The sequence below is a fragment of the Methylobacter sp. BlB1 genome (assembly GCF_015476545.1).
GTDB lineage: Bacteria > Pseudomonadota > Gammaproteobacteria > Methylococcales > Methylomonadaceae > Methylobacter.
Genome location: NZ_JADMKV010000014.1, coordinates 1 through 15,434 on the forward strand (window position 1 = coordinate 1; position 15,434 = coordinate 15,434).

General features: G+C 51.6%; 12 protein-coding genes. 5 read left to right on the top strand and 7 right to left on the bottom strand.

Annotated features, from left to right (window positions below; all coding sequences use genetic code 11):
• Positions 1–136: 136 nt before the first annotated feature.
• From IT781_RS07455 to IT781_RS07480, 6 genes are all read right to left on the bottom strand, one after another.
• Positions 137–2,659: an MtrB/PioB family decaheme-associated outer membrane protein gene (locus tag IT781_RS07455; protein ID WP_194969517.1), complete on the bottom strand. Its 2,523-nt coding sequence runs from the start codon at positions 2,657–2,659 to the stop codon at positions 137–139.
• On the bottom strand, positions 2,631–3,596 hold the full coding sequence (locus tag IT781_RS07460) for a DmsE family decaheme c-type cytochrome (protein ID WP_194969518.1): 966 nt from the start codon (positions 3,594–3,596) through the stop codon (positions 2,631–2,633). Before IT781_RS07460 ends, IT781_RS07455 begins: the two co-directional genes overlap by 29 nt.
• A gap of 77 nt (positions 3,597–3,673) precedes the next feature.
• On the bottom strand, positions 3,674–4,405 hold the full coding sequence (locus tag IT781_RS07465) for a hypothetical protein (protein WP_194969519.1): 732 nt from the start codon (positions 4,403–4,405) through the stop codon (positions 3,674–3,676).
• A 333-nt stretch (positions 4,406–4,738) separates the two neighbouring features.
• A complete protein-coding gene (locus IT781_RS07470; RefSeq protein WP_194969520.1) occupies positions 4,739–5,749 on the bottom strand; it encodes a hypothetical protein in 1,011 nt (336 codons plus the stop codon).
• A 368-nt stretch (positions 5,750–6,117) separates the two neighbouring features.
• Complete coding sequence (locus IT781_RS07475) at positions 6,118–7,128, bottom strand: cytochrome c (RefSeq protein ID WP_194969521.1); 1,011 nt, start codon at positions 7,126–7,128, stop codon at positions 6,118–6,120.
• Positions 7,129–7,432: 304 nt separating this feature from the next.
• The gene (locus IT781_RS07480) at positions 7,433–8,455 is read right to left on the bottom strand and encodes a cytochrome c (protein ID WP_194969522.1); all 1,023 of its coding nucleotides are present in this window, start codon (positions 8,453–8,455) and stop codon (positions 7,433–7,435) included.
• A gap of 227 nt (positions 8,456–8,682) precedes the next feature.
• Here IT781_RS07480 and IT781_RS07485 point away from each other — a divergent pair, with 227 nt between their 5' ends.
• From IT781_RS07485 to hpnR, 5 genes are all read left to right on the top strand, one after another.
• Positions 8,683–9,822 carry an ABC transporter permease gene (locus tag IT781_RS07485; RefSeq protein WP_194969523.1) on the top strand — a complete coding sequence of 380 codons (1,140 nt, stop codon included), beginning with the start codon at positions 8,683–8,685 and terminating at the stop codon, positions 9,820–9,822.
• Positions 9,819–10,619, top strand: coding sequence for an ABC transporter ATP-binding protein (locus IT781_RS07490; protein ID WP_194969524.1), 801 nt, complete (start codon positions 9,819–9,821; stop codon positions 10,617–10,619). The genes IT781_RS07485 and IT781_RS07490 overlap by 4 nt, the downstream gene beginning before the upstream one ends.
• Complete coding sequence (locus tag IT781_RS07495) at positions 10,612–11,526, top strand: MlaD family protein (RefSeq protein WP_194969525.1); 915 nt, start codon at positions 10,612–10,614, stop codon at positions 11,524–11,526. The genes IT781_RS07490 and IT781_RS07495 overlap by 8 nt, the downstream gene beginning before the upstream one ends.
• Positions 11,523–12,119 carry a hypothetical protein gene (locus tag IT781_RS07500; RefSeq protein ID WP_194969526.1) on the top strand — a complete coding sequence of 199 codons (597 nt, stop codon included), beginning with the start codon at positions 11,523–11,525 and terminating at the stop codon, positions 12,117–12,119. The genes IT781_RS07495 and IT781_RS07500 overlap by 4 nt, the downstream gene beginning before the upstream one ends.
• A 670-nt stretch (positions 12,120–12,789) precedes the next feature.
• Positions 12,790–14,337, top strand: coding sequence for a hopanoid C-3 methylase HpnR (gene hpnR / locus IT781_RS07505; protein ID WP_194969527.1), 1,548 nt, complete (start codon positions 12,790–12,792; stop codon positions 14,335–14,337).
• A 334-nt stretch (positions 14,338–14,671) separates the two neighbouring features.
• Here hpnR and IT781_RS07510 read toward each other — a convergent pair whose 3' ends face one another.
• A complete protein-coding gene (locus tag IT781_RS07510) occupies positions 14,672–15,310 on the bottom strand; it encodes a phospholipid-binding protein MlaC (protein WP_194969528.1) in 639 nt (212 codons plus the stop codon).
• Positions 15,311–15,434: the final 124 nt, after the last annotated feature.

Genomic DNA, 15,434 nt, shown 5'->3' on the forward strand with positions numbered 1-15,434 from the left:
CTGTGTAGGCTGGGTTGGAGCTTTAGCGGAAACCCGGCATGGGCGGCCGAAATGCGGGGTTTAGCAACCCAGCCTGCCGCCGCTAAGCCGCCGCTAAAAGCTCCGGTGCTCGGTGGGGCAAACGGGGTATATCTCATTACTGAACACGATACTGCACAAACACCCCAAAAACATGCTCGCCATAGTTCTCCGGTATCGCATTCAGAAACAGATGATTGCCGATCAGCGGCGTGAGGCCGTCGTAGTGCCAGTCTTGTACGGTGTTATGTTCATAACGATGATAGAAGCGCATCGATATGTCCTTGCGCAGGTTCCATCTCAGGTTGGTTTCCAGAATATGCCTGTCGAAATTGATGACCGGAAAGCTATTGCTGGCGGCCTGATTGGGCGCATCTGGATTGGCGAAGGCCAGGTTGGATGCGGCGTCATAGCCGACATTCGTATTGGCCCAGTTGTATGAATAACGGATGTCGATATCGAGCGGGTCGAACTGGTAGCGGAACCCTAGCCCTATCATGTGGCTGATGTCGTCGACGGCTTCTTTCCAGGCCGCGATATAAGGGAAACGGCTGCCGCCGGCGTAAGGGTCGGCCGATAAGCCGATGTCGTTGATATTGCTGAGCTGGCTTTGCTGTTTCTGAAAACTGTAGAAAGCGTAGGCATTCAGCCGTGAAGTAGGCTGATAGTTGCCTTCCAGATTGGCCGAAATGGTGCGGGCGTTTTGCAGTCCGTAACGCACGTCATAAACGTTGTTGGTCCAGTTGGCGGAAGCGATCAGATCCAGATCCTCGCGCAGCAGGAAGTTGGCCTGGGCCTTGATCTGGTGCTGCTGCCGGTCGCTCAGATCGTATTTTCTGAGATCGGCGAGCGTGTGCGGCGTGACGCCGTCGGTCAGCGACGATCTGAAGCCGAGCAGCGAGCCGGTATAGAAGGGTACGTAGGGGTTGTAGTCATAATCGCTGCCGTCCCGGGTCGAGTATTCGTAGGACAGGCGCAAGGTCGTCCAGGACAGTGAGCGGTTCGATAAATGGAATTTCAGATGGTTTTCATCGGTGCTGATGCGCTCGCGGTAGCTGGGTTCATGCTGTTCAAAATGATAGCCGAAGCCGGCCGTGGTCTTGTAGCTGAGCCGGTAATCGGCATCGAAGAACCAGTCCATGACTTTCTGCGAAAAGGGGATGCTGCGGTAATGAAACGGGCTTTGCGGCGTTGCCGGCCTGAAAACCTCGCCGCCTTGCGCGCCGTCTTCGAGGACCATTCCGTATTGGTTGGTCAGCCGGTTGAACGCCGTATAGTCCGTGTCATTGGCTTCGTTGTAATAGCGGAATTTCGCTTTCAGCGTCAAAGGGTCCCACGGTGCCAGTTGCAGGCCCAGTTGAAACAGCCAGTTCGTAATTTCGGCATCGGCGGTTCTTCGCGGCAGCGATGCGATTGAATTCCACTGGTCCATGTTGATGCCGGTAAAGGTCTGCCCTGAGTTGAGGGTTGACGGGAGCAGGTCATCATTCTGGTACATGCGCGACCAGGACAGTGTCGAGGTCAGCTGCCCGCGCATCGGCAGCCGGTAGGCGAGATCGGTCTTGACCTGGTGGAAGGTGTTGTCGGGATACAAATCGTAGCGGCCGCGCTCGACGATAAAGTTCGTGCCGGGAAGGTTGGTAAACGGGTTGTTGAAGCTCAGCTGGCCCTTGTCGTTGGCAAAGAATGAGCCGGTATAGTTCAGGTTGAGTTCTAGATCGGTGCCGGCATAGCTAAAGCCGGTGCGTATTTCATTGGTCACGTAATCGATGGGCTCGATGGTTTCGACCATGCCGCCTGAGTTCGCGCCGGCATAAAACGGCGGCAGGAACGAGCCGCCGAAAGCCCGCCGGCCTTCGCGCGTTTCATGGGAAAAATCGGCGAAGAATTTCAGGCCCAGTGTCGGCGTATAGTTGAAGCCGATGCGGCTTTCCTCCCGGTTGATGCCCAGATCGGGATTGTAGGCCGATGCCAGGGCCTGCCGGATTTGCTCGCTGTTGTTGCGGCCGGGAACAAGCCCGAACGGCAGCGTCAGGTTTTCGCTGCCGACACCGTGAAAAATCGTTACGGCATTGTCGGTATAGGTATGCGGCGTCTGGTTGAAAAAACCGTTGATCCTGAAGGTGCCGAGTTGGCCTGTCGATAATTGATAATACTGATCGTCACGCCCGACACCGCCGCCTTGCGCGTCCAAAAAATAGCCTTCACGCGCCTGCCAGCCTGACAGCGAAAAGTAATTGAGCAAGGGACCGTTGCGCCAGTCGCTGTAATCGCTGAATTTAGAAGACGATTTTCTGCCGCTGCCGAATAAATAGCCGAAATCCAGACTGCCCCGGTATTGCCAGTCTTCATTCAGCTTCTTATAGTTTAACGGCTCATAGGGCGTATCGAACAGCAGGCCGCTCGGCGTTCTGGAAGGTTTCTGTTTGACCGAGGAAAGCCCCTGCGGGGATTTGATCCGGGTTGTATCGGTGCCCGTAGGATTGAGGTTGTTCCCGGGCGGATTGCCGGCGCCGATCGCCGATGAGGTAAAGGCCAGCAATGCAACAAGCGAAGCAGTATATTGGCTGCCGGAGCGGCCGGCGCTGACAGCGGGCGGCATCGCCGCCTCGCTATCGATGGAAAAGCATGCCCGCGGCATGATTGGAGCCATGAATCTGGGCATGGCAGTTTTGGCAGCTTCGGTTGATGAGGCGCGCATCCGGATTGGAAGCCGACGCCAGATTCGCGGTCGTCATCAAATCGTTGGGATGGCCGCGGTTGGTATGGCAGGTCTGGCACAGGAACGGCCTGGTGCTGACCAGCAGCGATTCGTGATTGGAGCCATGCGGCTGATGGCAATTCAGGCAGCTTTCCCGGACCGGCGCATGCTCCCAGATGAAAGGGCCGCGCTTTTCCTGATGGCATTGATAGCAAACCTGATTGACCGTATCGGCTTTCAGCATCGGGTCGGTGTTCGAACCGTGCGGATTGTGGCAGTCGATGCAGGTGACTTTGCCTTCGGGCAAGGGCATGTGCGAGCGTTTTCTGAACTCGGCGCGCTGTTGCTGATGGCAGCTGTAGCAGGTCTGATTGATTTCATCCTTGCGCAACAGGCCCTTTTGCGAGAACTGCGCCATCGGATTATGGCAATCGCTGCAGCTCAAGTCATTCATTTGATGGACTGAGCCCGGCCAGGCAATGCGCTCCTTGCCGCTGTGGCACTGAAGGCACATGGAGTTCTGCTGGCTGACGGTCGCGCCTGACTGATGCGTGAACGCCATGATTTTCGATTTATCGGCAGGGGCCGATACGTGCTCTGACCCGGGGCCGTGACAGGTTTCGCAGCCTTCTACTTTCGGATTGTCCGGCGCGGCAAGATGGGGAATGCGCGCATGAACCGTATGGCTCCAGTGACTGTTTTCAAGTTCATGACAACTGGAACAAACGCTTGCTCCGACATACTGGGCATGGCTTTGCGCGGCATTGAGTTCCGGTTTCAGGGACGGTGGCGACAATGACGAACAGCTCATTATCGCCGCTATGCCGGCGATTAAAGTTAAATAAACCAGTCTCATACGTGAGAGAAAATCCTTCATTACTTACTACCTTATTACACATATAGTCTTATCGGCAGAAAACCGGCGATGTTCAGGTTTTATGCGGGTCCGGCATATCACTGTTGGATGGGAGGGTATTTGAGTAATCTGAACCGCAGTGGGTTAGATCCCGGTATCAATTCCATTTCAGCACTTACCGGGGTCTGGCTGGCGCCGTCTTTTATCATCTCTACATAAGGCAGAGTAACTAGACCGGTTTCAGTATCAGCATTCACGGCGCTGTCTGAATTGGTTGCGGTCAACTCGGCAGTTTCCAGTACGAATCCAAGACCGGTCGGGCTATCCTGGAGCGGAATGAGCTTCAAGCCAGCCCTGAATTTTTGCGTGCCGACAAAAACGACCGGCAGGGTCAGCGTAGTGGTGTCATAAAAATAGGAGGCTGTCGTTGAAAGATTCGGAAAGCCGGGCTCTTCTAAAATAAACTGCATGGGCTCAGATCCTGTTATCAGCGTCAAGTAGGCATCTCCCGTGCCCAAGCTGGTGCCGCCTTGCGTTACCTCTACCAAAGGTATCAGCACTTGCCCTGTTTCAGGGTCAAACGTCGCGGGATTGTTTGAAGAAGCCGTAGTCAGTTCAGCGTTTTTCAATACGAATCCGTAGCCGGTTGGGCTATTGTTGGGCAGAGTGAGTCCGAGGGTGGCGTTGAATTTTTGGCTGCCGACATTAACGACTGGCAGTTTCAGCGTTAAACCGTCAAAAGAAGCGTTGGGCGCGACCGTTGCGGCAGCGAAAACACAGTCTGTGATAAGGAAAGAGAGCAGAATAACCAACGAGCTTTTTATCTTCATAGGTTCACCCTTGATATAGGCCTGAGATATAAAAATATGACACAGGCTATCTAACATAAAAGATCATTACATTGATTTTAATCAGATAAAAAGCCGATATTGAATATGAGCCTATTTTTACTGCCAGCAGGGTTTGTCATCATTCCGGGCAGAATATAATTGAAACTGGACAGTATATTAAGAGGTTATGCTGAAATTGCGGATTCCGGGAGAGCGGCGGCAATGACGGACAATTCATTGTCGCCGCTAGGCGGCTAAGGTTAAATAAATCAGTCTCGCGCCTTATCGGCAGAAAACCAGCAATGATCAAATTCATTGCTGGTTTAATAGGCATCATTGCGTGATAGGCGTGTAGCTGGTTAAGCTGAACTGTAACGGATCGGAGCCCGGTACCAATTGCATTTCAGCGCTTACCTGACTTTCACTGACGCCGTTTCGCTGCAGATCAATTAAAGGCAGGGTGACTATTCCGGATGCGGGGTCATAAGTCGCAGGAGTGTCCGAAGTTAGTTGGGTCAACTCTGCGGCTTCCAGCTGGAAGCCAAGGCCGGTCGGACTGCTTGGGAGTTGGATGAGATTCAGGATTGCACTGAACTTTTGCTCTCCGACATTGATGACCGGTATTGCCAGCTTGTTGGCGTCATAAGAGAAGAAGGCAACAGTTGGAATCTCTAAGCCGCTTTGTTCTAAATTAAACGTCATAGGATCAGAGCCAGCCACTAATGTCAATTCGATATTCGTTACCTGATCTTGGACAGCGCCGTTCTGTACCACATCCACCGAAGGGATGAGTACTTTTCCGGATGCGGAGTCATAAGTCGCGGCAGTATCCGAAGACTCCGTGGTCAACACGGCATTTTCCAGCACGAATCCAACGCCGGTCGGACTGCCTGTGAGTGGAATCAATCTCAGGGTGGCATTGAATTTCTGGCTGCCGACATCGACCACCGGAAGTTTCAATGTTGTTCCATCAAAAGTGGCATTGATAGGGGTGTCCGCCGCTGCTTGCGGGAAACCGGCGCTTTGCCATGCGAGCATGGCATCTTTTTGTTCCTGGTTAAGCGGTGGTTTGGTACCCGCGGGCGGCATTGTCATTGCCTCAACAGCCCTGGTGATGGCACTATCAGCATTGGGTAGCGTTGCCTCATAGGTATCCCAGTTGACTCCGGGAGGCGCGCCGTTGCGCGCCGCTCCGGTCAGCTGAGACGAATGACAGGACAGACAGTTGGTGGCAAATACTTTCTCTCGAATGCCGTTGGGCCCGTCATAAACCGGATCAATAGCGAAAGCATGGCCTGTGATAAGGAAAGAAAACAGTAAGACTAACGAGCTCTTTATATTCATAGGTTCACCTTTGGGGCTTGCAAATAAAGTCGTGATCTCAGATTATCTAACTTAAAAAATCATTACATTGATTTAAGTCAGGTAAAATCTATTGATGAGCATGAGCTTGATTTCTTATGTCGGTTGAGCGTCACCTTATCTCGGGTTGGACATAATCAGGGCGGCGCATGTATTTAAGAAGCTGTGTTGAGTTCCGGTTTCAGGGGACGGCGGCGACAATGGCGGGCAACCTGTTAGCGCCGCTATGCTGGCGATTGAAGTTAAATAAATCAATTTCATGCCTGAGATAAAAAGTCCTTCATCAATTAAAACATAGTCTTATCGGTAGACAACCAGCAATGATCAAGTTCATTGCTGGTTCGATGGACTCATTCTGCGATAGGCGTGTAGTTGGTTAAGATGAACTGTAACGGATTGGAACCCGGTACCAATTGCATTTCGGCTCGGACCGCGCTTTGGATAATGTCGTCTTGTATCAGCTCTACGTAAGGCATAGTGACTAATCCGGTTGCAGTGTTGGCAGTCGCGGCAGTGTCCGAAGATGCGCCGGTCAGCACGGCGCTTTCCAGTACGAATCCAATACCGGTGGGGCTGCCGCCCAAAGAGACCAGTCTCAGGTTTGCGCGGAATTTCTGATTGCCGACAATGACAACCGGCAGATTCAGAAGGGTGGTATTAAAAGAGTAGTTGGCGTTAGTGGGTACCGTCAAACGGTTATCCAAGCTGAACGTCATTGGATCAGAGCCCGGAATCAATGTCAGCTGGATAGCCACTGTGCCTATATCGGTGCCGTTCTGTATTACTGCTGCCGAAGGTACAAATACTTTCCCGGTCGCAGGGTCGGCAGTGGCGGGATTGCTGGAAGATGCCGTGGTCAACGCGGCGTTCTCCAATACGAATCCGTTGCCGGTCGGGCTGCTTTCGAGCGGAATCAGCCTCAGGGAGGCATTGAATTTTTGATTGCCGATATTGACCACCGGGATTCTTAATCGGGTGCCGTCAAAAGAGGGATCGGCAGAGCCGGCAGTGGTTATAATGCCTTTTGGGAAGCCGGCGTCTTGCCACGCGAGCATGGCGGCACTTTGTTCTTCGTTAAGCAATGAACCGCTGGTACTGGGCGGCATAGACCCCTGCTCAACGGCCGCGACGATGGCGCTCTCAGCATTCGGTCGCGTTGCCTCATAGGTATCAAAGTTGACGTCGTCCGGAGCGCCGTTGCGCGCCGAGCCGGTCAGATGGGAGGCATGGCAGGCCAGACAATTGGCGGCGAATACTTTTGCTCGAATGCCGTTGGGCCCGTCATAAACCGGATCAATGGCGAAAGCGGGGCCTGTGATAAGGAGAGAAAACAGCAGGATCAACGAACTTTTTATATTCATTGGTTCACCTTTGTGTGTAGGCTTTAAAAAGTCGCAATACACAGGCTAGCCTACGCCAAAAATCATGACATTGACTTTAGTCATACATGACATTGACTTTGGTCAGATAGAAAGCCGCTTTTGAATTTACCCCACGAACTGATGTCACACCATCTCGGACTGAGCATCATCAGGCCGACGCATGTATTTAAGAAGCTGTGCTAATTTCCCGCCTCAGGGACAGCGGCGATAATGGAGAGCATTCACCATTATCGCCGCTTTCTTATAAGGGCATGGCCTTATTGGTAAGGCGATAATGCTGAAGTTATTGCGGGCTTGCCGGATACCATGGGGCTACAGGCATAACGGTAGAGGCAGTTATGTTGAACAGCAGCGGATTAGAGCCTGGCACCAATTCCATTTCGGTAAGCATCTGGCCTAGCCTGACGCCGTTTTGCATCACTTTTATCACAGGCAGGACAACCTGTCCGGTTTCAGGATTATAAGTTGCGGCATCCTCTGAAGATGCCGTGGTCAGCTCAGCGCTTTCCAGCATAAAACCGGAATTTGATGGGCTGGTGAGGAGGGGAATTAGCTTCAGGGTTGCACGGAACTTCTGGTCTCCGACATTGACGACCGGCAGGGTCATGATACCGCTGCTATAATTGTAAGTAGCCGGGGGCGAAATTGTCGGAAAACTGGGATTATCCAAGGTAAATACCATTGGCGCTGAACCGGTTACCCAGGTCATCTGGACATCTCCGCTGCCCAGGCTGACGCCCTTTTCCATCAACTCCACCGAAGGCAGATGCATTTGCCCGGTTTCAGGAGCAAAAGTTGCCGGATGCTCTGAAACCGCTGTGGTTGGCCCAATGCTATCCAGTATGAACCCGTAGCCGGTCGGACTATTTTTGAGAGAGGTTGATCTAAACGTGGCTTTGACTTTGCGATCGCCGATTTCGAGGACTGGGAGAGTCAGAATACTGCCGTCAAAAGAGGAAACAGCCGTTTTTGGGAAGCCGGCGCTTTGCCACGCGATCATGGCAGCCCTTTGTTCTTCGTTTAGAAGTGGTTTGGTGTTGACGGGAGGCATCGATCTCTTCTCGACGGCCCTGACGACGGCGCGCTCAACCTTCTTTAGCGCTGCCTCATAGGTATCAAAGTTGACATCGGCCGGAGCGCCGTTGCGCGCCGAGCCGGGCAGATTGGATGTATGGCAGGCCAGACAATTGGAAGCGAATACCTTCGCTCGAATGCCGTTGGGTCCATCATAAACCGGATCAATGGCGAAAGCGGGGCTTGTAACAAGAAAAAGGGATAGTATGACTGATGTGTTTTTTATATCCATAAGTTAATTTTTATTATAGGCTTGAAAGAAAAAGTCGTGATCTTGAGGGCTTGTGTTCATAATCATGGTATTGATTATGATACAGGTAAAACACAAGTAAAAGTCATTTCTGAGCACGAGCTTAGTCCCCAGCTTCAGCTGAACGCCATACCTTTTCAGGCAAGATATAATCAATTCGGATAGTATGTCGCTAAGGAAAACTTTTTGTTTGCTACCGTAAATTATTTATGACTGATGCCGCAATACGTTCAGACTCCTCAGCATTGCTGAAAGTCCATAAGCAAAAGGAGGGCGATAAAGTGGTCAGATTGTCTGGCAACTGGACGCTGCGCAATCTGGCGATGGCGCCGCTGTTGAGGCATAAAATCAAAAAATTGGCCGGCAACAAAAATATGCAATGGGATATGGAGGCTGTCGATGTGCTCGATAGCGGCACGGCCTTGATTCTCTGGCAGGATTGGGGGAAGCAGATGCCGGCGGCGCTCCGGATGCGGCCGGAGCATCAGCGTTTGTTCGAGCGCTGGCAATCGCAACAGCTTACGGAATCCAAGCCTAAGCGTTCCCGGGTATTCCTGATAATTCAATATCTGCAGCGAACGATTGAGAGTTTCCGGCTTCAGCTGCTAGACTTGGTCATGCTGCTAGGCCAGCTGGCTCTCGATATAACTTACTTGCTCCGGCATCCGGGAGCTGTTCCCTGGTCTGAGATTTCCGGCACGATCTATGAGGCGGGCGTTCGGGCTTTGGGCATTACGGCACTGGTGGGTTTCCTGATCGGCATCGTGCTCAGTTATCTGTCGGCGCTGCAACTAAAGCTTTTCGGAGCCGAGATTTACATTATCGATATTCTGGGCCTGAGCGTTATTCGCGAGCTGGGGCCATTGCTCGCGGCCATTCTGGTCGCCGGCCGTTCCGGTTCGGCCATGACTGCGCAAATCGGCATCATGCGTGTCACCGAAGAACTCGATGCATTGTCCGCAATGGGCATTTCCCACTCCATGCGTTTGATTCTGCCCAAAGTGGCGGCGCTGACGATTTCAATGCCGCTGCTGAGCGTCTGGACCAGCGCTATGGCGCTGGTCGGCGGCATGGTTTCGGCGCAGAATACGCTGGATATCAGTTACCAGCAGTTTTTTCTCAAGTTGCCCGATGTGGTGCCGCTGCTTAATGTCTTTATCGGGCTGGGCAAGAGCGTCGTGTTCGGTTTGATGATAGCGCTGATTGCCTGCCATTTCGGATTCCGTATTCAGCCCAATACCGAAAGTCTCGGCTACGAAACGACGAATTCCGTAGTGGCCGCGATTACCGTGGTGATCATGAACGATGCCGTATTCGCGATCCTGTTTATGAAGGTAGGCATGCCATGATCGAGTCTCCGAAAGATACGTCTTCATGCGCGATACGGATCGAACACGTCTGGACCCGCTTCGGCGAGAAGTTGGTGCATAAGGATATCAATCTTTGCCTGCCGCAAGGCCAGATTATGGGCTTGGTGGGCGCGTCTGGCTCCGGTAAGACGGTCTTGCTGCGTGAGATCATAGGCCTGCAAACGCCTACGCAGGGGGAGGTGTTCGTGATGGGGCAATCCATGAAGAGCACCAGTGCCAGTAGCGGGCGGCGGTTGCGCAACAATTTCGGCGTGCTGTTCCAAAAAGGCGCGCTGTTCAGCGTGCTGGATGTTTTCGATAATATTGCCTTCCCGTTGCGTGAATTGGGCGTCCGTGACGAGGAATTGATCAGGCATCTGGTTTTCATGAAACTGGAAAACGTAGGGTTGTCGCCTAAGGATGCCTGGCTGAAGCCGGCCGATCTATCCGGCGGCATGACCAAGCGAGTCGCGCTTGCCCGTGCGCTGATCGTGGAGCCGCCGTTGCTGTTGCTGGACGAGCCCACCTCGGGCCTGGACCCTATTTCCAGTGAGGATTTTGTTGAACTGTTATCAAGCCTGCATCGCGATCTCAGGTTCACGGTCGTCATGGTGACGCATGATCTGGATATCTTGAGGGATTTATGCACGCTGGTGGCGGTTTTGGCCGATCATCAACTGGCCGCATTCGGACCGCTGGCCAAGGTACTGAGCAGCAAGCATCCTTTTGTTGAAGAGTTTTTCCACAATAGGCGCGCTGAGCGGGTATTTCAATATCAAGAGACTACGCATGGGTAGAAATAATCACGCATTGATGACCGGTCTGTTTTTGGTCGCTTTAATTACGGCGACGGCGATCGTGATCTACTGGATGGGCCATTTTGAGCGCGAACGCGATCTTTATGTGATTTCAACGCGCCAATCCGTTTCCGGCCTCAATCCCGAGTCCACGGTATTTTTCCGCGGCATTGCCGTAGGCAAAGTGCGGAAGATCCTGTTTGATCCGAAAGATTTCGGCACGATTCTGGTGCCGATTGAAGTGGACAAAGACATCACGCTGACCAAAGGCGTTTATGCCACGTTGCGGTTAAAAGGCGTCACCGGCTTAACCCAGATCGAATTGCAGGACGACGGCAAGATTCGGGAAGTGCTGCCGCCCGGCAATAATCCCATGACGCGCATTCCCCTAGTGCCGTCATTGACCGACAAGCTGATGCTGACAGGCGAAGACCTGCTTAAAAAGGCCGAGCTGATCATGGACCATCTTAACTCATTGCTGAATGAAGAAAACGAAAAACATATCGGCGATATTCTCAGTAATTTCAATACGCTGACCGCCAAGCTTGCCGACTTACAGGTAAGCGTGGATAAAGCGCTGGCCGGCGTCCCGGCGTTGAGCGCCGATGCTCAGAAAACGTTGATGCATGTCAATGCCTTGACCGCAGATTTACAGCATTTAACTAACAATGTGCAGAAGCTGAGCAATAAAGCGGAGAACCTTACCGACACCGGCAAAACGGCCGGCGATCTTCTGTTGCAAACGACGCTGCCGAAAATCAATGATCTGTTGTCAGAACTGCAATCGACCACGACCCAGGTCAAACGCGTGGCGACGATGCTCGAAAATAATCCACAGAGCCTGCTGTTGGGTCCGGCTGAGCCCGAACCCGGTCCGGGTGAACCCGGTTATAAGGAACCGAAATGAACTATTCAAGCGTATTATTGTTGCTCGCTATTGCAATCAGCACCGGTTGCAGCATTACCTCCAAGCAGCAGCAAGCCGCACTGCACGATTTCGGCGCTCCTTATTCCCGTAATGAAAGCGGTCAATCGATTAAACCGGCTGTCACGGTCACCGCACCTAAATGGTTATGGGACAACCGCATCCGTTATCGGCTGCTCTACGCGGCCCCGACTCAGGTAAGATTTTATGCCCTGGACCGCTGGATCGCAGCGCCTCCGGAATTGCTTGAGCAGCAATTAGTTGACGACACAAAGTCGCTGGATTATTTGCTGAACATTCGTCTGCTGGACTTTGAACAGCAGTTCGAGTCATCTGACCGGGCCCGTGTCGTGATGCGTTTTTATCTGGAGGCTTATGCGCCTGATAATAAAGTTCTGCTCGGCGCTCATGAATTTCATTTGGAGCAGGTGACACAAACGCCTGATGCATCGGGCGCGGTAACGGCTTTCGCCGAATTAGTGCAACAAGCCGAAGACAGAATACAGGCCTGGTTGGCTCGACTGCCCGGTACAGCTAAAGGAAACGGCCGGACCGGCATTTCTTCTGCACTATAGAGTAGAAAACAGTTGTTCGCGGACAAAAAAAACCTCCCGGAGCCAATGGCAACGGGAGGTACAAAGAATACAGAATCATAAGGTTCTGAATTTCCATAATCCGAGGAGGTATATGAAACAGGTGGAGATGAGCTTTTCAGGCTCTATCTCATGGCTACGCGCCAAATATTCGGACACTCGCCAAAAACGGTTACAAACAGGCTGGAATGATTTCTCATAAGCCAGCAAAAATAAGTATAGCATCGGCTTAAAAATTTGCCTGAAAGGTTAGGCATTAAATTTCGCCGTTAGTTGTTATGTACTATACGCAGATAATTAATGGTTTACAATATGGTGTGTTATTAATAGATTGTTTCTATTTTGTTGATAATTGCTGATATTGAACGGATTCGTCATGCATTTGCAAGCGGATTTTTTGTTTATCCAGAATAATTTCCAAGCACGCATGACACATTATGCGCGAGGAACGACAGAAAACCGATTTTGCAGGAAGCAAGAAAATCAGCCTCATTGTCTATATAGTCCAATTCTTTTGCCGACAGGCGATCAAACTTGACCGATATAGTGGGTTTTTTTATATTGAGTCGATACCCTATTTCATAAGCGCGCATTTATGCTAAAGGTTGCATGGATTGTTGCGAGTCACGAGAACCAATAATAAGGAGTTATTATGAAGTTTCTTGCCGTCCATCCCAGTCCACTTATGTACACCAAAGTGTTCTTGCGCCTCGAACCGCTCGGCTTGGAGCAGGTCGCCGATACGGCCCGCCGGAGCGGTTATCAGGTCCGCCTGATCGATTTGCAGGTGGAGTCGCATCAGGCTTTGTACCGTTTGCTGGATGACTGGCAACCCGACATCATCGCCTTTTCGTTGAACTATCTGGCCAATGTGCCGGAAGTGATCGATCTGGCCAAAGCCGCTAAGGATCGGTTGCCGCACAATTTTGTCTTTATCGGCGGCCATAGCGCCTCATTCACGGCGGAAGAAATACTGGAGCACGGCGAAGGCAAGATCGATGCGATTCTGAAAGGCGAAGGCGAATCAGGGCTGCCGTTATTGCTGCAGGCTATCAGGGAAGACCGGGAAAATATTCATTGCGTGCCGGGCGTCGTGACCATGAAAGGGCAGGGAGGGCAACCGACTTTTATGGCCGACTTGAATAATGTGTCGCCGGCGCGGGATCTAGTCAACTATCGCAAGAAATACTTTCTGGGCACCATGGACCCGTGCGCGTCGATTGAATTTTCCAGGGGCTGCCCGTGGGATTGCTCGTTCTGCAGCGCCTGGACTTTTTACGGGCGCAGTTATCGCGTGCTGAGCCCCGAAAAAGTCGTCGAAGAAATGCAGCGCATCCGCGAGCCGGGCGTTTTTATTGTCGACGACGTGGCGTTTATTCAGGAAAAAATGGGCTTCGAGATCGGCGAGGCGCTGGCCAGGCAGGGCATCAAGAAGGAGTATTATCTGGAAACCCGCGGCGATGTGCTGTTGCGCAACAAGGACGTCTTCAAATTCTGGAAGGAGCTCGGCATGAGTTATATGTTTCTGGGCATCGAATCGATTGATGAAGAGGGTCTGGAAAAATACCGCAAACGCATTGATTTGAGCCGCAATTTCGAAGCGCTGGAATTCGCGAGATCCTTGGGCATCAATGTCGCCATCAACATCATCGCCGATACGGACTGGGATCATGAACGCTTCCGTGTCGTCAGGGAATGGTGCAAGGAAGTGCCGGAAATCGTCAATATCAGCGTCAATACGCCCTATCCGGGTACAGAAAGCTGGCTGACCGAATCACGCAATCTTACGACCCAGGATTACCGGCTGTTCGATATCCAGCATGCGGTGCTGCCGACCCGCCTTCCGATTGACGAGTTTTATGCGGAGCTGGTTGAAACGCAACGAGTCATGTTCACCAAGCACCTGGGTTGGGCCGCCATACGCGATGTGACCAAGATTATCGGCGGCCATTTAATACGCGGCCAGACTAATTTTATCAGCAACCTCTTCAAGTTCGACAAAGTCTTCAATCCTGCGCTTCAGTTGGAAGACCACCGCATGCCGGTCAAATATCAAATGCGGCCCCCGGTTCGCGATAGGCAATTTACCAATGCGAAGGCTCTTTCCAAATCTCTTTATATTCATCAGCCTTTGGGCCGCGCCAGCCGGCAGTTGGATGACGAAACCGAACAGTTCGTCGACAGGAGCAGGGGAGCCTAATCCGGAATGGACGGCGGCACGGATATCAGGACATCTTGGTTCTGCCTCATCTTGTTGAGACTTTTGACCACGGGGCCTGATGCCGCACCGCCTAGTGCAAGAAGACAAATGATTGTTCTGGCGGATTACGTGTGCTCAAGCCCTGCCTAGAACTGCAGGCGACGGATTTTGGGAAACCATTGTTGATGTTGAAGGCCACTTATTTTGTGATCAGCCCGGTAAAAATCGGCAGTCGTAAAGTGAGAAAATGCGCGCCGATCCGCAGCCATTTCCAAAACTGTATGGGCAATATGCCGTGCCTGGATTTTTGATTCTGATTATATATTCTGTGTTCTTAACTCTTATTTCTGGTTACAGCTTTACTGTTTTTATCAATCAGCATTTGGATGACACTGTCAATCGAACCTGATTGCGCAATTTCCTGGTTAAAAGAAGTACGATAATTAGTTACCAGGCTGACGCCTGCAATGATAATGTCGTAGACCTTCCACTCGCCTTGTTTATTCAGCAGCATGCGATAGTTGACATCAACAGGCTGCTGCCCAGGTTGATGGACCACGGTCTTTACAAGGGTCCTGCCGTCGTCTTTGTCATCGTTATAAGGGTTGTAGGTAATGGTCCAGTCTTTATAGTCCAGAAATGCCCTGGTGTAAGTGCGCACCAGCAAGGTTTGAAATTCTTTTATGAAGCGCTGTCTTTGTTCAGGGGTAGCTTTGTGTATATTTTTGCCTAATACCAGTTGCGATACTCTGGTCATATCGGCGAATTTGGCCACGATCCCGTCGACAAATTGGACCGACTTATTAAAGTCGTTTTGATAGGCCGGTTGTTTTAATGTCTGTTTTATTTGTTCCGAGCTGTCCTCAATGATCTGCTGGGCCTGGGCTGTGTCTTCGGCGGCGAGCGCAACAGGGGGCTGGGTGATAAAGCTGAAGAAGGGTATCAGTAGTAACAATAGTTGCCTGTGAAACATGGAAATCTCCAGAAAAGATAGTAAAGCCGGTTAAAAAATCGGCCAGCTTCATGACCTGATTTCAGAATTACATTAATCAGAACCGACAAGCCTCTCTATAATTTGTAAATTAAAAGCAAAGCTC